Source organism: Citrobacter sp. HN-141 (assembly GCF_033341895.1).
Classification (GTDB): Bacteria; Pseudomonadota; Gammaproteobacteria; order Enterobacterales; family Enterobacteriaceae; genus Citrobacter.
Map to the genome: position 1 here is coordinate 229,535 of NZ_JAWPBF010000001.1, position 21,752 is coordinate 251,286.

Genomic DNA, 21,752 nt, shown 5'->3' on the forward strand with positions numbered 1-21,752 from the left:
GCGTTACACCTTCGCCAGTTTCACGGCGCACTTCTTGAAATCCGTCTCTTTGGAGAGCGGATCCGTCGCATCCAGCGTCAGGTTGTTCACCAGCTGTGCGGCGTCGAAGAACGGCATGTACACCAGCCCCTGCGGCGGACGGTTACGACCGCGTGTTTCAACAATCGAAATCACTTCACCACGACGGGAAACCACTTTGACCTTGTCACCACGGCGCAGATCGCGCGCTTTCGCGTCCAGCGGATGGATAAACAGTACCGCCTCCGGGAAAGCACGGTGCAGTTCAGGCACACGACGCGTCATACTGCCGGTATGCCAGTGTTCCAGCACACGTCCGGTAGACAGCCACAGGTCATATTCTTTATCCGGTGCTTCAGCCGCCGGTTCAAATGGCAGTGCGAAGATGACGGCTTTCCCATCCGGTTTGCCGTAGAACTTGTAGCTTTCACCCGCCTTCACGTACGGATCGTTGCCTTCGCTGTAGCGCCACTGAGTCTCCTTACCGTCGACCACCGGCCAGCGTAACCCGCGCGCCTTGTGGTAATCATCGAACGGTGCAAGATCGTGTCCGTGTCCGCGACCAAACCAGGCATACTCTTCGAATAGGCCTTTTTGCAGGTAGAAACCGAGTTCGCGAGATTCATCGTTGAGTTGATCTTCAGCCAGTTCGCTGACCGGGAATTTCGTTACCGCTGGCGTGGCGAACAGCACGTCATACAACGTCTTACCGCGCAGCTCGGGTTTCTTCGCCAGCAGTTCCTCCGGCCAGACGTCTTCCGTTTTGAATCGGCGGGCAAACTGCACCATTTGCCACAGGTCAGATTTCGCTTCACCCGGTGCTTTAATCTGCTGGCGCCAGAACTGAGTACGGCGCTCGGCGTTACCGTAAGCCCCTTCTTTCTCTACCCACATCGCTGTTGGCAGGATCAGGTCGGCCGCCAGAGCACTGACCGTCGGGTACGGATCGGAAACGATGATAAAGTTGCGCGGATCGCGCCAGCCAGGCATACGCTCTTCGTTGATGTTCGGCCCAGCCTGCATGTTGTTGTTACACATCACCCAGTAGACATTGAGCTTGCCATCTTTCAGTGCGCGGTCCTGTGCCACAGCATGCAGGCCGATTTTCGCCGGAATGGTCCCCGCCGGAATGTTCCAGTGTTTTTCACAGATATCGCGGTGTTTCTCGTTCGTCACCACCATGTCCGCAGGCAGACGGTGAGAGAAGGTCCCGACTTCACGCGCGGTACCACAAGCGGAAGGCTGACCCGTCAGCGAGAATGGGCCGCAGCCTGGCTGAGAAATTTTACCGGTCAGCAGGTGCAGGTTATAGACCAGATTGTTTGCCCATACGCCACGGGTATGCTGGTTAAAGCCCATCGTCCAGTAGGAGATAACTTTCTTCTTCGGATCGGCATACAGCTGTGCCAGCTGTTCCAACTGATCTTTTGGCACGCCGGTCATTTCTGCGGTTTTATCCAGCGTATATTCCGCAACAAACGCTTTGTACTCTTCAAAGCTGATCGGTTCAGAGGCGTCAGAACCGGGGTTTTTCGCCGCTTTTTCCAGCGGATGGGTAGGACGTAAACCGTAGCCGATATCCGTCGCCCCTTTACGCAGGTTAACATGCTTGCTAAAGAAGTCCTGGTTTATCGCATTGTTTTGAATGATATAGTTTGCGATGTAGTTGAGGATCACCAGGTCGCTTTGCGGCGTAAAGACGATGCCGTTATCCGCCAGCTCAAAGCTACGATGCTGGAAGGTGGAGAGAACGGCGACGTTGACGTTAGGATCGGACAGACGACGGTTGGTAATGCGCGACCACAGGATCGGGTGCATTTCCGCCATATTTGCGCCCCACAGGACGAAAGCATCCGCATGCTCGATATCGTCATAGCAGCCCATCGGCTCATCCATACCAAAGGTACGCATAAAACCGACTACCGCTGACGCCATGCAGTGACGTGCGTTCGGGTCGATGTTATTGGAACGGAAACCCGCTTTAAACAATTTGGCAGCGGCATAACCTTCCCAAATCGTCCACTGGCCAGAGCCGAACATACCAATAGCATCCGGCCCTTTCTCTTTCAGAGAGGCTTTAAACTTCTCTTCCATCACATCAAAGGCCTGGTCCCAGCTAATCGGGGTGAATTCGCCTTCTTTGTGATACTTGCCGTCTTTCATGCGCAGCATCGGCTGCGTTAAACGGTCTTTTCCGTACATGATTTTCGGCAGGAAATAACCTTTAATGCAGTTAAGGCCACGGTTAACCGGCGCATCAGGATCGCCCTGACATGCCACAACTCGTCCTTGCTGGGTTCCTACCAATACGCCACAACCCGTACCACAGAATCGGCACGGGGCTTTGTCCCATTTGATCGCTTCTTGCTGACCGACTACCGCACGGGCAACGCCCGGCACGCTTAACCCGGCAGCCGCCGCAGCGGCCGCAACGGCGTTAGCTTTCATAAAGCTACGACGACTGAGTTTCATGGTGTTTCCTCACCTTGCTCATCCTGCTGGTGATAAACCAGCGACACCGCCAGCACGCCCGCAACGTTGCGCACTGACTCAATTGTTTTCATTAGCGTTTCACTATGCTCAGCTTCGACCACCACAATCAGCTGACCGCTTTCCACATCGCTGAGTGCAACGTCGCAACCCGCAAACGAACGTAACTGCGTGGCGATATCGCTGATGTGCTGACTTTTGGCCTGAACGACCAGGCTGCAGACCTGCCAGTTAGTGTCCATGGTTGTACTCCGCATTAATGGCTGATACCGGACAGATAGCGACACACGCGCCGCATCCGTTACATGCCTGATTGTCGAGCTGCGGCTGATAAATACCGGACAGCGTGGGACGAAAGGTAATGGCCATGGGTTCACAGCTATCCTGACAGCGATGGCATTCAACGGACTGATGCGCGAGACAGTTGTCACCGATCGAAAAATTCAGATCCCATGCCCTGGTGTGGCGCGGAAGAAAAAGTGATTCGGGACAGGCCTCTGCGCAGGCGTAACAAAAGCTGCATTCGCCGTGTTTGAAATTTACGCTTGGATAACCACCCTGGCCTCGCTGCAGGATATCGGTTTCACACGCCTGGATGCAGGCGTCACAACGGAGGCAATGAGCCAGAAAATGTGAGTCTTCCCTGCTCCACGGCGGACGAATCCCACTGCTGGCTTTACGCCAACTGCCTGTCAACATGCCTCGACGGGATAAATCAACCATGACATTGTCCTTCCATAATGACGCTCTCCCTCGGCGGGGTGAACGACAATAAAAAACGCACTATTTATGAGTAGTTATTTTTAACCGTAAGATATTTCAGGATGTGTTAGAGGTGCATACCCCAATTGGGGTAAATGCTGTTGCCGGATCAAAAGAGTGTTGAGTTGGCGGGGAAAAGTGCGCTTTTGCTCACATTTCAATGAGTTATGTAATGAATTATATAACGAAAGCATGAAACAGAGAATAATCTCATAATTCAGATAATTCCTGGCATTTATCGCTACACAAATTCCAAACCTTTAATTAATGCACTTAAAATATAAGTAAATTTAGATTAATAGACGATATGAATATGCTAACCTGCCCTGGATACGTTCATAAGACAGAAGAAAGGAAACACTGTGAACAATAAGATGAAGACAATTGTCCCTGCCGTACTCTTTGCCGCCTTCGCCAGCACCACTACGTGGGCGACAACCACCGATGCCAGCGCTCAGCCGCTGGAAAAAGTCGCCCCTTATCCTAAAGCGGACAAGGGAATGAAGCGTCAGGTTATTCAGCTTACTCCTGAGAAAGATGAATCTACTCTGAAAGTAGAACTGCTGATCGGACAAACGCTGGAAGTTGATTGCAACAAACATCGCCTTGGCGGAGAACTGGACAGCAAAACGCTGGAAGGTTGGGGTTATGACTACTATGTATTCGACAAAGTCACCTCTCCGGTTTCAACCATGATGGCCTGCCCGGACGGTAAGAAAGAGAAGAAATTCATCACCGCGTATCTGGGTGAAGACGGTATGCTGCGTTACAACAGCAAATTACCGATTGTGGTCTACACCCCGGAAAACGTGGAGGTGAAATACCGCATCTGGAAAGCAGAAGATAAGATTCAGGACGCCGTCGCGCGCTAAGTGAGAATGTGCCGGATGGCGGCGTACCGCCATCCGGCCTTTTTTTTACAGCGCGATATCCGCCACGGCTTTCTGCTCAGGCTGCGGTTGTGCCTGAGGTTTCAGCTGTGGTTTCGGCGCTTCATCAGCAACCTGCGGCTTGTCATATTTAAGACCCAGAACCTCACTGGTGTATTGCAGCTCTTGCTCCGTAGCTTCAACGTTGCCGTTCAGCTTGGTGCCATAAGACGGAATAATCGTTTTCAGCTTCGCCTGCCATTGCGGACTGGCAACTTTATCTTTAAACACTTTTTCCATCAGATGCAGCATGATCGGTGCCGCGGTTGATGCCCCCGGTGATGCGCCCAGTAGCGCAGCAATGGTTCCCTCTTTATCGCTGACCACTTCGGTTCCCAGACGCAGAACGCCGCCCTTCTCAGCATCGCTTTTGATGATCTGCACGCGCTGGCCCGCTTGCCACAAACGCCAGTCTTCTTTCTTCGCCTCGGGATAGTACTCCTGCAAAGCAGCAAAACGATCGTCGTCGCTGAGCATCACCTGGCTTACCAGATATTTGACCAGATCGAAGTTATCCAGACCCACATTCACCATTGGCATAAAGTTGGACGTGGTTGTAGAACTGAGCAGATCCCACAAGGAGCCATTTTTCAGGAATTTAGTGGAGAAAGTTGCGAACGGCCCAAACAGCACCACGCGCTTGCCATCAAGGATACGGGTATCGATATGCGGTACGGACATCGGCGGCGCGCCAACGGAGGCCTGACCGTACACTTTCGCCAGGTGACGATTGACCACATCAGGGTTTTCCGCCACCAGGAACTGACCACCCACCGGGAATCCGGCATAGCCTTTCGCTTCCGGGATATCGGTTTCCTGCAGCAGTTTCAGTGCTGCACCACCGGCACCGATAAAGACAAACTTCGCCTTGATATCGTGTTCCGCTTCGTTGTTTTTCAGATCAGCAACCGTGACGGTCCAGCTATTATCCGCGTTACGCTTAAAGCCGCGAACTTCGGTGCTCAGTTGCAGCGCAAAATTAGGCTTTTTCTGCAACGATGCAATCAGCTGGCGCGTAATTTCACCGTAGTTCACGTCAGTACCAATCTCGGTACGCGTTGCCGCAACTTTTTGTTTCGGATCGCGACCTTCCATAACCAGAGGCGCCCATTCTTTAATCTGCGCGTGATCTTCAGAGTAGCGCATACCGCGGAACAGAGTGCTTTGCTGGAGTGCCGTGTAACGGGCACGCAGGAAATTTACGTTCTCGTCGCCCCAGACAAAGCTCATATGGGGAACCGTGGTGATAAACGAGCGGGGTTCATGCATCACGCCGTTGTTGACCTGATACGCCCAGAACTGGCGGGAAATCTGGAAGGCTTCGTTAATTTCGACTGCCTTTTCAATACTGATGCTACCGTCAGCCTTTTTAGGCGTGTAGTTCAGTTCCATAAGTGCGGAGTGGCCTGTTCCGGCGTTGTTCCAGCCGTTTGAACTCTCCTGAGCAACGCCATCCAGTCGCTCTACCATGGTCATTGACCATTGCGGCTCCAGCTCCTGTAAATAGGTTCCCAGTGTGGCGCTCATGATGCCGCCGCCAATCAACAGTACATCCGTTTCCTGCTCTTCCGCCGCTTTCGCTTTTGCTGCCATCGAGACAACATTCAGCCCTACGGCCATGGTGAAGAGCATGGCAGTCACTTTTTTCATAATGTTAATGCCTTACTTTTAGTATCGCTTTTTGCTTTTAGTGCAGGTGAAAATCGAGCGGTAACAACGGTAACACTTAAGTAAAAATAATTAAATATTGTTTATAAATTATATTTAAATTTTAAAAATGTTATTAATACGTTGATTCTTTATACGGTTATTGACAATCATTTCTGGAAACCTCCCCGTCAGACGGGTACTATGCTGCGCTTTGCTATTCACCGCACGGATGCCTGTCGGTCTGCTGTCATCAGGCCTTTTCTGACCTGAGAGTAACTATGTCTGCAACACACTCTTCCCCTGCCGCGGTGGCAGAACACACCACCCGCACCGTGTTACGCCAACCCCGCCTGTTGGTTCGTGAAACGCTGGCTGGTGTGGTAACCGCCCTGGCGCTGATCCCGGAAGTGATTTCGTTTTCAGTTATCGCCGGCGTAGACCCTAAAGTCAGCCTGATAGCCTCGGTCGTACTGTGCCTGGCGATGTCCTTTTTAGGTGGGCGTCCGGCAATGGTTACCGCCGCTGCAGGATCGGTTGCATTAGTCATTGGCCCGATGGTGCATCAACACGGCGTGCAATACATCCTGCCAGCGGTAGTGCTGGCCGGGATTATTCAGATCCTGTTTGGCGTGTTAGGCATGGCACGTTTGATGCGGTTCATCCCCACGGCAGTGATGACCGGTTTTGTCAACGCGCTGGGTATTTTGATTTTCTTTGCTCAGGTTCCGCACTTCTGGGGGAAAAGCCCGTTAATCTGGGGGCTGTTCGTCCTGACGCTGCTGATTGTGCTGTGGGTTCCGCGGTTTATTAAAACAATCCCCGCGCCGCTTATCGCCATCGTGCTGCTGACCGTGTTCACTGTCACCAGCGGGCAACTGTTACCGACCGTCGGTGACGAAGGTTCAATGAGCGGCAGTCTGCCGGGCTTGACGCAGTTACTCGTACCACTCAACCTGCAAACGTTAGCCATTATCTGGCCCTGCGCGCTGAGCATCGCTTTTGTTGGGTTGATGGAGTCATTGTTAACCGCCCGTCTGGTTGACGACCTGACGGTCACCCCGTCAAATAAAAACCGTGAAAGCACTGGACTGGGCGTAGCCAATATTCTTGCCGGATTTTATGGTGGTATTGCCGGATGCGCGATGATCGGTCAAACGATTGTCAACGTTGAGATGGGTAAAGGACGCAGCCGCGTCTCGACGTTTGCCGCCGGGCTGGTGCTGTTGCTGCTGGTCACCGCACTCATCGAGGTGATGGCAAAGATACCGATGTCAGTACTGGCGGGAATTATGGTGATTGTGGCGGTAAAAACGTTTAGCTGGCACAGCATCCGACCCACGACGCTAGCCAACATGCCGGTCGCCGAAACGCTGGCAATGTTGGTTACCGTCGCCGCGACAGTCTCTACCGGCAACCTGGCGATTGGCGTGGTTGCCGGCGTGGTTACGATGTTGATACTGCCGCGCATCGTCAGAGGGAAACGGGCGTCTACATCAAAAACAGCGTCGCCAGACCCAGAAAAATAAAGAATCCGCCGGTGTCGGTGATAGCGGTAATCATGACGCTGGAGCCGACCGCCGGATCGCGTCCGAGCTTCACCATCGTCATCGGAATGATAACCCCCATCAACGCCGCCATCAGCAGATTGAGCATCATCGCCAGGGTCATCACACCGCCGAGCGCCATATCATCGTACAACCACCACGTAATACCGCCCATAATCCCGCCCCACACGAGGCCGTTGATTAGCGCCACGCCCATCTCGCGCAGGATGAGAAACGTCAGGTTCCCCGGCTGAATATTTTGCAGCGCCAGCGCGCGGACGATCATAGTGATAGTTTGATTCCCGGTATTGCCGCCGATACCCGCCACTATCGGCATCAGCGAGGCCAGTGCCACCAGCTGTGAAATGGTGTGCTCGAAACCGTCGATTACCCGCGAGGCGATAAAGGCGGTACAGAGATTAATTGCCAGCCACGCCCAACGGGTTTTTACCGCTTTAGTGACCGGAGCAAATACGTCCTCTTCGGCACTTAAGCCCCCCATTCGACGCAGATCGGTATCGGTTTCTTCGTAAACCACATCAACGATCTCATCGATGGTTAAGCGTCCCATCAGTTTGCCTGAGGGATCAACCACCGCAGCACTGACCAGGTTGTCACGTTCAAACGTACGCGCAGCGTTCTCGGCGATATCTTCCGGAGAAAATGTCAGCGGATCATCCTCCATCACTTCGCTGACTTTACGCTGCACGTCATTGAGCAAAATACAGGTTAGCGTCAGTTCACCCACCAGTACTTTATTGCGATCGGTCACGAAAAGTTTATCGGTGTTCTCCGGCATTTTCCCCAGCCGCCGCAGGTAGCGTTGCACCACTTCCAGCGTCACGTCCGGACGCACGGTGATGACTTCGAACTCCATGATCGCGCCGACGCGATTCTTCTCGTAGTGCAGCACCTGACGGACGCGCGCCCGCTCTTCAGCAGGCAGTGATGCCAGCAGTCGACCGGTAAGGTTACGGGGTAAATGCTGTACCAGATAAATTTGTTCGTCGATGTCGAGATATTGCAGCGCATCCAGGAGCTCGCGGTCGCTCATCTCGTCGATCAGGTCATCCCACACATTTTCTGATGCTTCAAGCAGGACGTTGCCGCGTTTTTCACTTTCGACCAGTCGCCACAGGGCGTGACGCTCTTCGGAGGGCAGTGCTTCGAGGGTATCGGCCAGATCAGGTGGCGGCAGATGCGCCACCAGTGCCCCTACCTCAGCAATATCGTCGGCTAACGTACCGACGTCATATTGCTCAGCCAGGGTAAGCTTACCCAATAATGTTGAAATGATGGCTTTATCAGTGGTCAGTAGCCAGATAAGACGAGCACGTTCCTCGTCACGTAACCTGGCGCTGTTTTTGTTTATTACGGACATCAATCATAAATCCATGATATGAAATATCATCAATCATGATGCCGAATTATGTAAATAACAATAAACGAGGCCGCCGGCTGGATAAAAAACCGGCGGCATATGGGATCATGCTGTGCGAGCCACCGCATCACGTGAGGCTGCATCACGCTCATCGCCCAGCAGTTCACTCAATTGCCCATTACGCATTTCCAGCAAACGGTCTGCATGAATAAAGTAATGATCGTCATGGCTAATGGCGAAAATAGTTTTGCCCATCTCCTGCATCAGCGGCAACAATACCTGGTAGAATTCACGCCGGAAATGCGGGTCCTGATCGGCGGCCCATTCATCCAGCAGAATGATGTCGCGCTCCTCTGCTAAGGCCAGCAACAGCGCCACACGCTTTTTCTGCCCTTTCGACAGCTTCAGGTTGAGAATGCGCCCGTCGTTCAGCTCCAGCTTGTGCGCCATTTGCAGATGTTCCAGCCACTTCGCGACCAGCGCCGGAGAAGCGTCTCTGCCTTCGGGTCCCAGCAATTTGTCAAACAACCAGACGTCGGTAAACACTGCCGAGAACAGCTTACGGTAGTCCTCCGGTTTTTCGACAGCAACCGCCTTGCCATCCAGTAAAATCTCACCAGACTGCGGCTGGTACAACCCGGTCAGCAACATCGCCAGCGTGGATTTACCGCTGCCATTACCGCCAATCAGGAAGATCAGTTCACCACGACGGATGGTCAGATTCACTGGCCCAACGGAAAACGCATTATCCTGATAATGGAAAACCACATCACGCAACTCCAGCGTTTGCCAGTCCGGAAATGCGGTTGGCCGCGGGAATTCTGCCTTGAAGGGGGCCAGGGAGAACTTATTCAGCTTGTTGAACGCCACCTGTGCCGTCAGCAGCGTCGGCAGTGCGCCAACGGCAGAGAGCAGCGGCGTGCGCAGGAATAGCAACGTCAGCGAATAGGTTGCCGCCACCGCGGTATCCGCCCAGCCCAGACTGTTGGCCATCCAGAATACCAGGCCAATGGCGCCCAACATCATAATATTCGACCAGTTGACCGCGCTCAGGTGGAAGGTATCAGCACGAATAATATGGTGGCGGTATTCTTTGGCATCCGGGACGTACAGCTGGTTAAAGATATGCTCGGCGCGCTCGCGGTTGAGCGTCAGTTCTTTGCGCCCTTCCAGCACCGTCTGGTAGTCGTTGTACAGCTTGTCTTCGGTTTCACGCAGGGTAGCCATGTGTTTATACACCCGCGCCACCAGCACAAACCCGCCCCAGATGGTGATTGCCATCCAGATTGCCGTCACCAGCAGCATTTTCGTCGACAACATGGCCAGATACGCCGCTGACCCCACGGTCAAAATAATCCCCTGTACCAGCTCAGGCAGGCGCACAAAGGCAATGGTAATGTTACGGATATCGCTGGTTAAACCGGCCAGTAACGAGGCGCTACCGATTTGCTCGATACGCTCGACGTGGGTGTCCAGAATACGTTTGATAAATTCGCTACGCAGACGGTAGACAAAGTGGTGTCCCAGCGTGGTGAGCGCCAGCTGTGAACCGAGGGTGACGACCATCAGTAACAGCAGCAGGCCAAGAAACTCCGGTAGCACCATCAGCGTGGTGTCGACCGTTTCAATCAGGCGCTGGTTGATAAACGCAATCAGCCCAATTCCCAACGCGGCGCTGGCGAGGCTGAGCGCCATAACGCTCATAAATGGCCAGCGATACTGCCGCCAGACAAGAAGTAAAAGTTCCATGCACACAACCCGGACAAGTAATAACAGCCCGCAGTTTAAACATCTCTTCGCTGACAGCAATAATAATTCTTATTTTTATTCTTTTTTACCCGCCTGACGAAACGTCAGGTTGTAGCGACAATCTCCGGTCAACGGATGATACCCTGTCTTAAGCGGCTGGACGCCGTGATAAAACAGCCGCGAGTTTCCCCCCCATACCACCACATCACCATGTTCCAGCAATACTCGCTTTAGGGGATCGTTGCGCCGTAAGCCACCAAACTGAAAAATTGCCGGCAGGCCCAGCGATGCAGAGACGATAGGCGCTCGCAGGTCAGGCTCATCTTTATCCTGATGTAAAGACAGTTTTGCCCCCGGCGTATAGCGATTAATAAGGCAAGCATCCGGTTGAAAATCAGGATAGCCTGCGGCCGTTGCCGCCTGTTGGCACAGCTCAGCAAAGACCTCGGGTAATGGCGGCCAGTGAGCGCCAGTTAATGGGTCGACCGGTGAATAGAGGTAGCCATGTTGATCCGTTGTCCACCCCAGATGGCCGCAATTCGTCATGGCTACCGACATCGTATAACCGCCAGGGGTGACCATCTGGCGGAACGGCGACTGCCTGGCTGTCGCCGCGATTGCCTGCAGTAAAGCGGGTGCGTATTCAAATGCAAAACGCCGCAAAATCACCGCACCTGACGCCAGCGGCTCGTGCCAGGGTTTCTCATCGGCAAAGAGATCGAGCATTAGGTTTCCTCGCGGGTGGCTTCACGTTGCAATAGCTGCGCCTTGCGCGTTATTCCCCAACGATAGCCAGAAAGCGCGCCGTCGCCACGGATTACGCGGTGACACGGGATCACAATAGCTAGTTTGTTCGCCGCGCAGGCACTGGCGACGACACGCACCGCCTTCGGCTTGCCGATAGTGCTGGCCAGTTGCTGATAACTCACCGTCTCACCACAAGGGATTGCCCGCAGCGCTTGCCATACCTGTTGCTGAAAGGCAGTTCCCTGAATATCCAGCGGCAGTGACAGTGCAGTATTGCGCGTGTTAATCACGGCGATCACCTCACGCACATGTTGTTGAAACTCCGCATCGGCGGGCTCGTCACGTGCCGTCGGAAACAGTTCATGTAATTCTGCGATCAGCGCAGCATCGTCGTCGCCCAGCAAGATTGCACAGATACCCCGTTCACTTTCCGCGACCAGGCAGCGACCCAGAGCGCAATCTGCGAGGGTATAGCGCACAGAAACATTACCGCCGCCTTGACGAAATTGCCTGGCGGTCATGCCTAATGCCTGATCCGCTTTGCGGTAATAGCTGCTGCTGTCGGGGAATCCGGCGTCAAGAATCGCCTGCGTGACCGGTGCGCCTTTTGCCAGCGCGTCACGCAGGCGACGGGCACGCCATGACTGTTGCCAGGCTTTCGGGGTCATCCCGGTGGTTGCTTTGAACAGGCGATGCAGGTGAAACGGGCTCATCGCCACATGCTGCGCCAGGGCCTCCAGTGTGAGGGGGGACTCTCGCTCCAGCAACTGACAGGCGTGGGCTATTTTGTCCAGCCGCTGCTGTTGTGCGCTGTCTTTGTCCGGCTGGCAGCGTTTGCAGGGACGAAACCCTGCCGCCTGTGCCTGCTCAGCATCCGCGAAGAAACTGACATTTTTGCGCAGCGCGTGTTTTGCCCGACAGGACGGTCGACAGAAAATGCCGGTCGTCTGAACAGCAAAAACAAACTGACCGTCAGCCCTGGCGTCACGATCCAGCACAGACTGCCAGCGTTCATCATCAGTTATATGGAAGAGATTTGTCATGATGGACTCCTTTGTTAAGCATAGCGCTTAGCCTCAGTGTGTCCGCATTGCGGGTTATAAAAACCCGCAATCTTGCTTTTTAATTTTTTTCGCTGACCAGGAAGCTTTTAAATTGCGGCGACATCCAGGTTTTAAACCCGTCGCCTTCTTTAACAATCATATACACCGCCAACCCTTCGCGACGCACGACTTCTTTGGCCTTTTGCGGGCCAAGCACCATTAGCCCAGTATCCCAACCATCAGCCTCCAGCGCCGTAGGTGCAATCACCGTCACAGAGACCAGATTGTGTTCAATAGGACGACCGGTTTGCGGATCGATGACATGGGACAAACGTTTTCCGTCCAGTTCGTAATAGTTGCGATAGCTACCGGAGGTGCTGATGCCATGTCCGTTGATATCGACAATCGCCTGCACCGTGTTTTCACGATCGGTCGGTTTCTGTATTGCCACACGCCACGGTTGCCCCTCGGCATTCATTCCACGGCTGTTCAGAGCACCACCAACAGAAACCAGATAGCGGGCGATCCCTTCCTGTTCCATCAAGCGCGCCAGATGATCGGCCGCATACCCTTCCCCCACGGTGGAGAGATCAACGTACAGCGCCGGCAGATCTTTCTGCAGATAATTCTGGTGCGCCTCATTAACCACCTTCAGATGTGCAAGCCCGGTTTGCACTTTGGCTGCGTCAATTTGCGCCTGAGTGGGAATATGCACCGGTTGCTTATCCGGGCCAAATCCCCACAGATTGACCAACGGTCCCACGGTAATATCCATGGCCCCATCGGTTTTTGCGCCAATGCGCAGCGCCGAAGTCACGATATCTGCCATGGCATCATTCACCGGCCACGGCGACAGACTTTTCGACAGGTTAAAACGCATCAGCGCAGAATCATTCTTATAGGTAGAAAGCAGTTGATCATCAGCATCGAGCTGCGTCTGGATCTTCGCCTGCAACTCCCCGGCGCGTTTGGCATCCACGCCAACCACACTGACCCGCCAGAAAGTGCCCATGGTTTTGCCTTCCAGGACTGTCGCGGTTGAGGACGGGGTCTGGGTTGATTTCGGGGCCTCATCGCACCCGACAAAAAAGAGTGTTACAGCCAGGAGCGCTGCACGACAAAAAATCATATCCATACGTGATTACCCTTATGAAAACGGGCGCAAGAGTACACCAAAAAAGAGTGTTTGTACGTCAGAAAAACGGCATTAAAAAAGGCCCCGTAGGGCCTTTGATAGAAATAAATGCAGATTAGAACTGGTAAACCAGACCCAGTGCTACGATATCATCGGTAGAGATACCGGCATTACGGGTGAACTGGTTGTCATCCAGCAGGTTGATTTTGTAATCAACATAGGTGGACATGTTTTTGTTGAAGTAGTAGGTCGCGCCAACATCAACATATTTCAGGATATCCTGGTCGCCGTAGCCGCTGTCCAGATCTTTACCTTTGGACTGCAGGTAAGCCACAGACGGACGCAGACCGAAGTCGAACTGGTACTGTGCAACAGCTTCGAAGTTCTGTGCTTTGTTAGCCCAGCCCAGTTTGCCCGCACGCGTTGCGTTGTAGGTCTGGGTGTACTGTGCTGCCAGGTAGACGTTGTTCGCGTCGTATTTCAGACCGCCAGTGTAGGTTTCAGCACGATCGCCGGTACCGAAGCCCAGCTTGTTCTGCTCATCAGTACGTTTGGAGCTGGTGACCGCGGTACCCAGGGAGAAGCCTGCGCCGATATCATAAGTGATAGATCCGCCAACGCCGTCACCGTTCTGATTCAGTGCGTCACGACCGTTGCCAGTCACGCCGGTCATGCCTTCACCTTCCGGACTACCGTTTTTACCCTGGTACTGCAGGGCAAAGTTCAGACCATCAACCAGACCGAAGAAATCAGTGTTACGGTAGGTTGCAAAGCCGTTACCACGCTGCTGCATGAAGTTGTCAGAACCGTAGGTATCGCCGCCGAATTCCGGCAGGACGTCGGTCCAGGACGTGACGTCATAAACCACGCCGTAGTTACGACCGTAGTCGAAAGAACCTGCATCAGCGAATTTCAGACCGGCAAACGCGACACGCGTCCAGGCGTTGTTTTCGTTTTCAGAGGAGTTACCCATGATCTGGTATTCCCACTGGCCGTAACCGGTCAGTTGGTCGTTAACCTGGGTTTCACCTTTGAAGCCGATACGCATGTAGGTCTGATCGCCATCTTTAGTAGAGTCATCAGAGAAATAGTGCAGACCGTCGACTTTACCGTACAGATCTAATTTGTTGCCGTCTTTGTTGTAAATTTCAGCCGCATTTGCTGCGCCTGCTACCAGCAGAGCCGGTACCAGGAGGGACAGTACTTTAACTTTCATGTTATTAACCCTCTGTTATATGCCTTTATTGCTTTTTTATGCCACTGCTCACTGGCTAACCCTCATTAACCAGTCGGCAACTTCATTCTCCGCAAAAACACAGAATAATCCAACACGAATATGATACTAATACTTTAAAGATGTTTCATTTATCGATGGAGATGTTTCAAAATATTAACAAAAGGGAACTTTTTTTAATTAAGAAAATGGAGAGAATAAGCACGAATAGTCAAGAACCATTACAAAAAACCTATAAATCAATCAGTTACACAAAACACAGCCATAGCACTGAATGATAAAACAAAATCTTCACTCGCAACTAAAATAGACTCGCTATCATCATTAACTTTATTTATTACCGTCATTCATTCATGAATGTCTGTTTACCCCTATTTCAGCCGAATGCTCTGCGTTCGGTTTTTTTTTACCCTTCTTTACACAAACGTCACGGTTCTGTGCTACCGATGAATAACTATAACGACTATTAACTATCTCACCTGTTCACCATCACATATAAATCAGACAAATAATTTCTTGTTATTTAATGCTAAATCTGTCGTTTTCATACCTCTATTTGTACCGATAGTGACCGGCTGTACATGTTTGCATTGCCTGCCTGGCAACGATACACAGCAATAAAAAATGCAGCTCAGCGGATGTTGCGTAAGTATGGCAATTCATACATTACCCTTTATACTGCCCCTTCATCTTTAGCGTCGTTTTAACAGGTCATAAACACGAATGAGTCAGTCTGACACAACGGCTTCTACCCGATTCTCCCTGCTTCCGGGAAGTATTACCCGTTTCTTCTTATTACTGATCGTGGTGCTGTTGGTGATGATGGGCGTGATGGTCCAGAGCGCGGTCAACACCTGGCTAAAAGATAAGAGCTATCAGATTGTCGATATCACCCACGCAATTCATAAAAGGGTGGATACCTGGCGATACGTGACCTGGCAAATCTATGACAATATTGCAGCTACAACCAACTCATCAACTGCCGACGGGTTACAGGAAACCCGGCTCAAGCAAGATGTCTACTATCTTGAAAAACCCCGGAGAAAGACGGAAGCGCTGATTTTTGGCTCGCATGACAGTTCTACGCTGGAAATGACCCAGCGTATCTCAACCTATCTGGATACGCTGTGGGGCGCGGAGAATGTCCCATGGTCAATGTATTATCTGAATGGTCAGGACAATAGCCTGATTCTTATCTCGACGCTGCCGCTGAAAGATCTCACCTCCGGCTTTAAAGAATCGACAATTGGCAACATTGTCGATTCGCGCCGCGCTGAAATGTTACAACAGGCCAATGCGCTTGATGAGCGTGAAAGCTTCTCGTCCCTTCGCCGGTTAGTCTGGCAAAACGGCCATTACTTCACGTTACGCACAACCTTTAATCAGCCAGGGCATCTGGCAACCGTGGTCGCGTTTGACCTGCCGATTAATGATTTGATCCCGCCGGGCATGCAGTTGGACAGCTTTCACCTGGAGCCCGATGCCACGTCTACGGCTGAGCATCTCAGTGAAAAAGAGTCGCCTGACAGCGTCAGCATCAACTTTAACAATAGCAAGATTGAGATCTCCTCAGCGCTAAATTCAACGGATATGCGACTGGTCTGGCAGGTTCCCTTTGGTTCATTACTGCTTGATACGCTGCAAAGCATTCTGCTGCCGCTGTTACTGAATATTGCTCTGCTGGCGTTAGCGCTGTTTGGCTATACCACTTTCCGCCACCTCCCTGCCCGCTCAAACGAAGTGGCGCCAAACCTTGCCGCAAATAATGAACTCCGGGTGCTGCGTGCAATCAATGAAGAAATTGTTTCGCTGCTGCCGTTGGGGTTATTGGTGCACGACCAGGAATCCAACCGCACGGTTATCAGCAATAAAATTGCCGACCATCTGCTGCCACATTTAAATCTGCAAAATATCACCAGTATGGCGGAGCAGCATCAGGGAGTCATCCAGGCCACAATCAATAATGAATTGTATGAGATCAGGCTGTTCCGCAGCCAGATCTCAGCCCGCACGCAGATCTTTATCATTCGCGACCAGGATCGCGAAGTACTGGTCAATAAAAAGCTGAAACAAGCGCAGCGACTGTATGAGAAAAACCAACAGGCACGCGCTGCCTTTATGCAAAACATTGGTAGCGCACTGAAAGATCCTGCCAAAACGCTGGCCATCAATGCTGCCGCACTCAATACGCCCGACAGCCACAAACTGGCAAACCAGGCAGACGTTCTGGTACGTATGGTCGATGAGATTCAATTGGCCAATCTTCTGGAAAGCGATGACTGGAAAAGTGAATCAACGCTGTTTTCCGTGCAGGCGTTAATTGACGACGTCGTGCCTGAAGTATTACCCGCCATCAAGCGTAAAGGGTTACAGCTGCTGATTAAAAATCATCTGAGCGCCAATGATGAGCGCCGTGGCGACCGCGATGCCCTGCGTCGTATTTTGCTGCTGCTCATTCAATATGGCGTGACCACAACGCAGATTGGCAAAATTACGCTGGACGTCGACCAGGATGAGTCGGAGGCAGAGCGTCTGACCTTCCGTATTCTGGATACCGGGGAAGGCGTCGCGCTGAATGAAATTGATAATCTGCACTTCCCGTTCAGCAATGACACCCAGAGCGATCGATATGGCAAAGCGAATCCACTCACGTTCTGGTTGTGCGATCAGCTCGCACGCAAACTGGGTGGACATCTGAATATTAAAGCGCGGGAAGAACTTGGAACGCGTTATATCGTCCATGTTAAGATGCCGCTGCATGACCAACATGCTGATAATGAAGAACGCCTGTTGGATGACGTCAGCGTGATGGTTGACGTCACCTCGAATGACGTACGCAGCATTGTATTGCGTCAGCTGGAAAACTGGGGGGCAACCTGCATCACGCCCGATGAGCGACTGAATAGTCAAGAATATGATCTCTTTATCACTGATAATCCGTCTAATCTTACTGCCTCGGGCTTGCTTTTAAGCGATGATGAGTCTGGCGTGCGAAAAATTGGCCCCGGTCAGCTGCGCGTCAACTTTAATATGAGCAATGCTATGCAGGAAGCTGTCCTGGAGCTAATAGAAGAACAACTGGCGCAAGAAGAGATCCAGGAACTCACCCTCGGCGGTGATGAAAACGCCGAACTTCATGCCAGTGGTTACTATGCACTCTTTGTAGACACAGTACCGGATGATGTTAAGAGGTTGTATACTGAGGCAGCAACCAGCGATTTCGCTGCGTTAGCCCAAACGGCCCATCGCCTGAAAGGCGTGTTTGCCATGCTTAATCTGGTACCCGGCAAGCAGTTATGTGAAGCGCTGGAACATCTTATTCAAGAGAAAGATGCTCCAGGTATAGAAAAGTACATCAGCGACATTGACGTTTACGTCAAGAGCTTGCTGTAGCAAGGTAGCCCAATACATGAACACTATGAACGTAATTATTGCCGATGACCATCCGATTGTACTGTTCGGTATTCGTAAATCACTTGAACAAATCGAGTGGGTGAACGTTGTCGGCGAATTTGAAGACTCCACTGCACTGATCAACAATTTGCCTAAATTAGATGCTCATGTGTTGATTACCGATCTCTCAATGCCGGGGGATAAATATGGTGATGGGATCACGTTAATTAAATATATTAAACGCCATTTCCCAAGCCTGTCGATCATCGTTTTGACCATGAACAACAACCCGGCCATTCTGAGCGCGGTACTGGATCTCGACATTGAAGGGATCGTGCTGAAACAAGGTGCGCCAACTGACCTGCCTAAAGCGCTGGCGGCGCTGCAAAAAGGTAAGAAATTCACCCCGGAAAGCGTCTCTCGCCTGCTGGAAAAAATCAGCGCCAGCGGCTATGGCGACAAACGCCTGTCACCGAAAGAAAGTGAAGTTCTGCGCCTGTTTGCCGAAGGTTTCCTGGTGACTGAAATCGCTAAAAAGCTCAATCGCAGTATTAAAACCATCAGTAGCCAGAAAAAGTCTGCAATGATGAAGCTCGGCGTGGAAAACGATATCGCCCTGCTGAATTACCTGTCATCCGTGACGTTAAGCCCGTCAGATAAAGAGTAATTCGGTTTCATATCATCTGCCTGATGGCACCGTGTTTATCTGGCCTACGAACAATACAGCGTTGTGTATGTTCTGTAGGCCGGATAAGGCAAACACCGCTACCCTGCCCCTTTTATCCCCGCGTTTTTCTCACGCGTTCCGCATAGACCGTCAACGTCTGTTTTAGCACGTCTAACGTCACTGGCTTGGACAAACAGCTGTCCATTCCCGACTCCAGACAACGCTGCTTCTCTTCCGCCAGAGCATTGGCCGTCACACCAATCACCGGCAGCGTTAGCCCCAGTTGGCGAATACGCTGCGTCAAACGATAGCCATCCATATTCGGCATGTTGACGTCGCTCAGCACGATATCAATATGGTTTTTACTCAACACATTGAGCGCGTCCACACCGTCGTTAGCAGTTTTACACTGATACCCCAACGATCCTAGCTGATCGGCCAACAAACGACGGTTAATCGGATGATCGTCAACCACCAGAATCATCATGTCATCGTTTGTGGCGCCCACTTTGTCCGGAGCTGGCAGTGCGGTGGAAAGTGCTTCACTGCCCAGTTCAACGCTGTAAATATGCGCCAGCAGCGCGGGCAACTCGTGCGGTGATGCCACGCTGTGCACCCACTCCCCAGGCGTTCTTTCCAGCGGAATACCAATGTGGCGACGACAGAAAATCACCGTGGCTCGTCCCTGCCATGCCTGATCCTGCACATCATCAGCAATCAATACATCATTTGCATCAGGTTGCTGTCCCTCATAACGCAGCACCGTCATCCCGGTGCGCGTGAGGCTGGATTCGATAAAGTGATAGAGTGACGCGTTTCGCACCGCCAGCCAGCAGCGGGTACTGGCAAGACCGTCCACGCTTTTATTCTGTGGGTACTGGGCACCATACAGCGGTATCCGCAGCGTAAACTGGCTCCCCATCCCCGGTTCAGAATCGACGGAAATATCCCCGTCCATCATGCTGATCAGTTTCTCACAGATAGCCAGACCCAACCCGGTCCCCTGGAAATTACGCTGCACGCCCGTCCCCACCTGGAAGAAGGGATCGAACAGGCGAACGACTTCTTTAGCCGGGATCCCCACGCCAGTATCACGCACACGAATGCTGAGGTAGTCGCCGCTGCACTGAACATGCAGCACAATACAGCCGGTATCAGTGAATTTAATCGCATTACTCAACAGGTTAGAAATGACCTGCTGTAAGCGCATCGGATCGCCATTTAATGCCACAGGCACATCCGGTTCGATGAAACAGTACAATCCCAGTTGCTTGCGTACTACCAGCGGCAGATAGTTGGCCGTAATATGGCTCATCACTTCCCGCGGTGAAAATTCACGCGGTTCAATCTTCAACTGTTCGGATTCAATTTTCGAGAAATCAAGAATATCGCTGATAATCTTCAACAACAGGCTGGAGGAGTTATTCATCGCCGTCACCAGGCGATCCACTCCGCTGGGCAGTTCTTTCGTTTGCAGCAGGTCGAGGTTGCCGATAATGCCATACAGCGGCGTGCGTAATTCATGACTCACCGTCGCAAGGAACATTGATTTTGACTGGCTGGCCTGTTCCGCCGCCTGCGCCATCTCCTGTAACGACTCTTCCATTTTCACACGCGCACTCACATCGACCAGGACGCATATCGCTACGTTCTCATTGCGATAACGTGAATGCACAAAGCTGATTTGCAGATTGGTATTATTGCTGGTCAGCACATCGACGAAATTAACCTGCTGGCCGCAGATAATTTGCGTCAGCCGTTGCCTGTCTTCATGCGTCAGCATGTTGAGATAGGTATGCGCCAGCTCGTTGCTCAGAATGTTAATGCCATCAATTGTGCGCAGAATACAAATACCGACCGGCGCAGAAGCCACGATTTTACGGTTAAACTGCTCATGCTCTTCCAGGCGCTGGGCATCGCTTTCCGCTGGAATAAAAATACGCCGCTCATACATGCGCGTCAGCATAAACAACGCCGCACCTACCAGCACATTCAGCAGAACCGCATTCAGGATCATCATGCGTATCCGCTCCAGCACCAGATCGACCGGCACGGAGTACACAATACTGAGCGATGACGGCGGCAGGTTTTTCTTCAACACCAGGTTGCGAAAACCCGGCGTGTAGCCAAACCACGAGCGCTCCTGCATCCAGCGCGATTCAGACTGAATAGCGCCTTCAGGACCGGTGAGTGAGATCAGCGCATGACCATTTTCATCAAGGATTGTCACCCCCATCGGCAAACTGCCCGGCGTAAAGAAGTTCTCCATGCGAATCGGCTGTTCCACACCCAGCAACGCCTGCAGACGATTGGCAAGATAGACCGGCGTCAGCGCATAAAAATACCCCACCCCCGGACGCGGTCCCTGGCTTATCCAGAACAGGTTATTGCCGTTTTCTTCCTGCGGCGCATTGCGATACTTAATGATGCGCTCATGCAGCGCTTTCAGCGCCTCGTCACGTTCGACAGGCATATCCCGCAGACCGAAATTGGCCATACAGAGGTTATCGCTGCCGATCAGAAACACGCGGTTCAAATCATAAGCCGCTGAGAAATTGTCGCGCCAGTAGCGCATAAACCACGCCAATGACTCCAGCGAGCCACGCCAGGCATTCCCCATCACCGCACAGTCGGAATCGGCAAACAGCGGTTCAAAATTCGGCACCACGGTTTTATCATCCCGTGCCCGCAATGACATCACGCCGTTTTCTGCCGTTAACCGGTTTTCAGCAATGTATTTCAGCTCTTTTATCACGTCAGAAGTACGCTGAATGTAGCGTTGGGCCTGATCGGAGCTGAGATTAAACTCCTGGCGGATCTCAGATTCTCGCTGGTGCAGCGCATTCACAATGTAGAACACCGACGCAAAAGCAATCAGACACCAGACCAGTAAGGCCAGCGCTCTGAACAGGTAGCGTGAGACTTTTAGGGTTGAATGAACGGAAGCAAGGTATTTCAAAGGGGCGAAGCTCCGCCTCAGGGTATCAATAGAGTGTGGTTAAGGTAGCGG

General features: G+C 52.1%; 15 protein-coding genes and 1 pseudogene. 4 read left to right on the forward strand and 12 right to left on the reverse strand.

The annotated features are described in order from the left end of the window. Nucleotides 1–3: 3 nt before the first annotated feature. The 4 genes and pseudogenes from napA to RYZ59_RS24680 all read right to left on the reverse strand — a co-directional run. Nucleotides 4–2,490, reverse strand: a complete 2,487-nt coding sequence (napA, locus tag RYZ59_RS01120) for a nitrate reductase catalytic subunit NapA (RefSeq protein ID WP_271456608.1) — start codon at nucleotides 2,488–2,490, stop codon at nucleotides 4–6. Then, nucleotides 2,487–2,750, reverse strand: a complete 264-nt coding sequence (napD, locus tag RYZ59_RS01125; RefSeq protein ID WP_137384110.1) for a chaperone NapD — start codon at nucleotides 2,748–2,750, stop codon at nucleotides 2,487–2,489. Before napD ends, napA begins: the two co-directional genes overlap by 4 nt. After that, nucleotides 2,740–3,231 carry a ferredoxin-type protein NapF gene (gene napF, locus RYZ59_RS01130; RefSeq protein WP_318044323.1) on the reverse strand — a complete coding sequence of 164 codons (492 nt, stop codon included), beginning with the start codon at nucleotides 3,229–3,231 and terminating at the stop codon, nucleotides 2,740–2,742. Before napF ends, napD begins: the two co-directional genes overlap by 11 nt. Before the next feature lie 375 nt (nucleotides 3,232–3,606). Further along, a pseudogene (locus RYZ59_RS24680) lies at nucleotides 3,607–3,663 on the reverse strand (hypothetical protein); the annotation flags it as partial. Here RYZ59_RS24680 and eco point away from each other — a divergent pair. Next, nucleotides 3,645–4,142, forward strand: coding sequence for a serine protease inhibitor ecotin (gene eco / locus RYZ59_RS01135; RefSeq protein ID WP_271456637.1), 498 nt, complete (start codon nucleotides 3,645–3,647; stop codon nucleotides 4,140–4,142). The pseudogene RYZ59_RS24680 and the gene eco sit on opposite strands and share 19 nt — an antisense overlap. Nucleotides 4,143–4,187: 45 nt before the next feature. Here the strand turns inward: eco and mqo are convergent, their stop codons facing one another. Beyond that, nucleotides 4,188–5,849: a malate dehydrogenase (quinone) gene (mqo, locus tag RYZ59_RS01140; RefSeq protein ID WP_318044325.1), complete on the reverse strand. Its 1,662-nt coding sequence runs from the start codon at nucleotides 5,847–5,849 to the stop codon at nucleotides 4,188–4,190. A 278-nt stretch (nucleotides 5,850–6,127) separates the two neighbouring features. Here mqo and RYZ59_RS01145 point away from each other — a divergent pair, with 278 nt between their 5' ends. Continuing rightward, nucleotides 6,128–7,375, forward strand: a complete 1,248-nt coding sequence (locus RYZ59_RS01145; RefSeq protein WP_318044327.1) for a SulP family inorganic anion transporter — start codon at nucleotides 6,128–6,130, stop codon at nucleotides 7,373–7,375. Here RYZ59_RS01145 and mgtE read toward each other — a convergent pair. The 6 genes from mgtE to RYZ59_RS01175 form a co-directional block, all read right to left on the reverse strand. Beyond that, nucleotides 7,338–8,774 (reverse strand): magnesium transporter, encoded by a 1,437-nt coding sequence (gene mgtE, locus RYZ59_RS01150; protein ID WP_137384114.1) that lies wholly within the window; start codon nucleotides 8,772–8,774, stop codon nucleotides 7,338–7,340. The two genes, RYZ59_RS01145 and mgtE, sit on opposite strands and share 38 nt — an antisense overlap. 105 nt (nucleotides 8,775–8,879) lie before the next feature. Next, nucleotides 8,880–10,523, reverse strand: coding sequence for a multidrug ABC transporter permease/ATP-binding protein (locus RYZ59_RS01155; RefSeq protein WP_318044331.1), 1,644 nt, complete (start codon nucleotides 10,521–10,523; stop codon nucleotides 8,880–8,882). A 75-nt stretch (nucleotides 10,524–10,598) separates the two neighbouring features. Further along, nucleotides 10,599–11,249, reverse strand: a complete 651-nt coding sequence (gene alkB, locus RYZ59_RS01160) for a DNA oxidative demethylase AlkB (RefSeq protein WP_411961630.1) — start codon at nucleotides 11,247–11,249, stop codon at nucleotides 10,599–10,601. After that, on the reverse strand, nucleotides 11,249–12,313 hold the full coding sequence (ada, locus tag RYZ59_RS01165) for a bifunctional DNA-binding transcriptional regulator/O6-methylguanine-DNA methyltransferase Ada (protein ID WP_318044333.1): 1,065 nt from the start codon (nucleotides 12,311–12,313) through the stop codon (nucleotides 11,249–11,251). Before ada ends, alkB begins: the two co-directional genes overlap by 1 nt. A 79-nt stretch (nucleotides 12,314–12,392) precedes the next feature. Then, nucleotides 12,393–13,448, reverse strand: a complete 1,056-nt coding sequence (apbE, locus tag RYZ59_RS01170; protein WP_318044335.1) for an FAD:protein FMN transferase ApbE — start codon at nucleotides 13,446–13,448, stop codon at nucleotides 12,393–12,395. A 115-nt stretch (nucleotides 13,449–13,563) separates the two neighbouring features. Beyond that, nucleotides 13,564–14,664 carry a porin OmpC gene (locus RYZ59_RS01175; RefSeq protein ID WP_137384120.1) on the reverse strand — a complete coding sequence of 367 codons (1,101 nt, stop codon included), beginning with the start codon at nucleotides 14,662–14,664 and terminating at the stop codon, nucleotides 13,564–13,566. A 741-nt stretch (nucleotides 14,665–15,405) separates the two neighbouring features. Between RYZ59_RS01175 and rcsD the strand changes: the two genes are divergently transcribed. Both rcsD and rcsB read left to right on the forward strand, forming a co-directional pair. Next, complete coding sequence (rcsD, locus tag RYZ59_RS01180; protein WP_318044337.1) at nucleotides 15,406–18,075, forward strand: phosphotransferase RcsD; 2,670 nt, start codon at nucleotides 15,406–15,408, stop codon at nucleotides 18,073–18,075. Between the two features lie 16 nt (nucleotides 18,076–18,091). Continuing rightward, on the forward strand, nucleotides 18,092–18,742 hold the full coding sequence (gene rcsB, locus RYZ59_RS01185; protein ID WP_003027592.1) for a response regulator transcription factor RcsB: 651 nt from the start codon (nucleotides 18,092–18,094) through the stop codon (nucleotides 18,740–18,742). Nucleotides 18,743–18,854: 112 nt separating this feature from the next. Here the strand turns inward: rcsB and rcsC are convergent, their stop codons facing one another. After that, nucleotides 18,855–21,701 (reverse strand): two-component system sensor histidine kinase RcsC, encoded by a 2,847-nt coding sequence (gene rcsC, locus RYZ59_RS01190; protein WP_318044339.1) that lies wholly within the window; start codon nucleotides 21,699–21,701, stop codon nucleotides 18,855–18,857. Nucleotides 21,702–21,752: the final 51 nt, after the last annotated feature.

Bases quoted from the DNA above. Each gene is read 5' to 3' on its own strand.
- apbE (WP_318044335.1), bottom strand. From the start codon at position 13,448: ATGGATATGATTTTTTGTCGTGCAGCGCTCCTGGCTGTAACACTCTTT.
- rcsB (WP_003027592.1), top strand. From the start codon at position 18,092: ATGAACACTATGAACGTAATTATTGCCGATGACCATCCGATTGTACTG.
- napF (WP_318044323.1), bottom strand. From the start codon at position 3,231: ATGGTTGATTTATCCCGTCGAGGCATGTTGACAGGCAGTTGGCGTAAA.
- eco (WP_271456637.1), top strand. From the start codon at position 3,645: ATGAAGACAATTGTCCCTGCCGTACTCTTTGCCGCCTTCGCCAGCACC.
- RYZ59_RS01175 (WP_137384120.1), bottom strand. From the start codon at position 14,664: ATGAAAGTTAAAGTACTGTCCCTCCTGGTACCGGCTCTGCTGGTAGCA.
- napA (WP_271456608.1), bottom strand. From the start codon at position 2,490: ATGAAACTCAGTCGTCGTAGCTTTATGAAAGCTAACGCCGTTGCGGCC.
- rcsD (WP_318044337.1), top strand. From the start codon at position 15,406: ATGAGTCAGTCTGACACAACGGCTTCTACCCGATTCTCCCTGCTTCCG.
- mqo (WP_318044325.1), bottom strand. From the start codon at position 5,849: ATGAAAAAAGTGACTGCCATGCTCTTCACCATGGCCGTAGGGCTGAAT.
- RYZ59_RS01145 (WP_318044327.1), top strand. From the start codon at position 6,128: ATGTCTGCAACACACTCTTCCCCTGCCGCGGTGGCAGAACACACCACC.
- mgtE (WP_137384114.1), bottom strand. From the start codon at position 8,774: ATGTCCGTAATAAACAAAAACAGCGCCAGGTTACGTGACGAGGAACGT.
- RYZ59_RS01155 (WP_318044331.1), bottom strand. From the start codon at position 10,523: ATGGAACTTTTACTTCTTGTCTGGCGGCAGTATCGCTGGCCATTTATG.
- napD (WP_137384110.1), bottom strand. From the start codon at position 2,750: ATGGACACTAACTGGCAGGTCTGCAGCCTGGTCGTTCAGGCCAAAAGT.
- alkB (WP_411961630.1), bottom strand. From the start codon at position 11,249: ATGCTCGATCTCTTTGCCGATGAGAAACCCTGGCACGAGCCGCTGGCG.
- ada (WP_318044333.1), bottom strand. From the start codon at position 12,313: ATGACAAATCTCTTCCATATAACTGATGATGAACGCTGGCAGTCTGTG.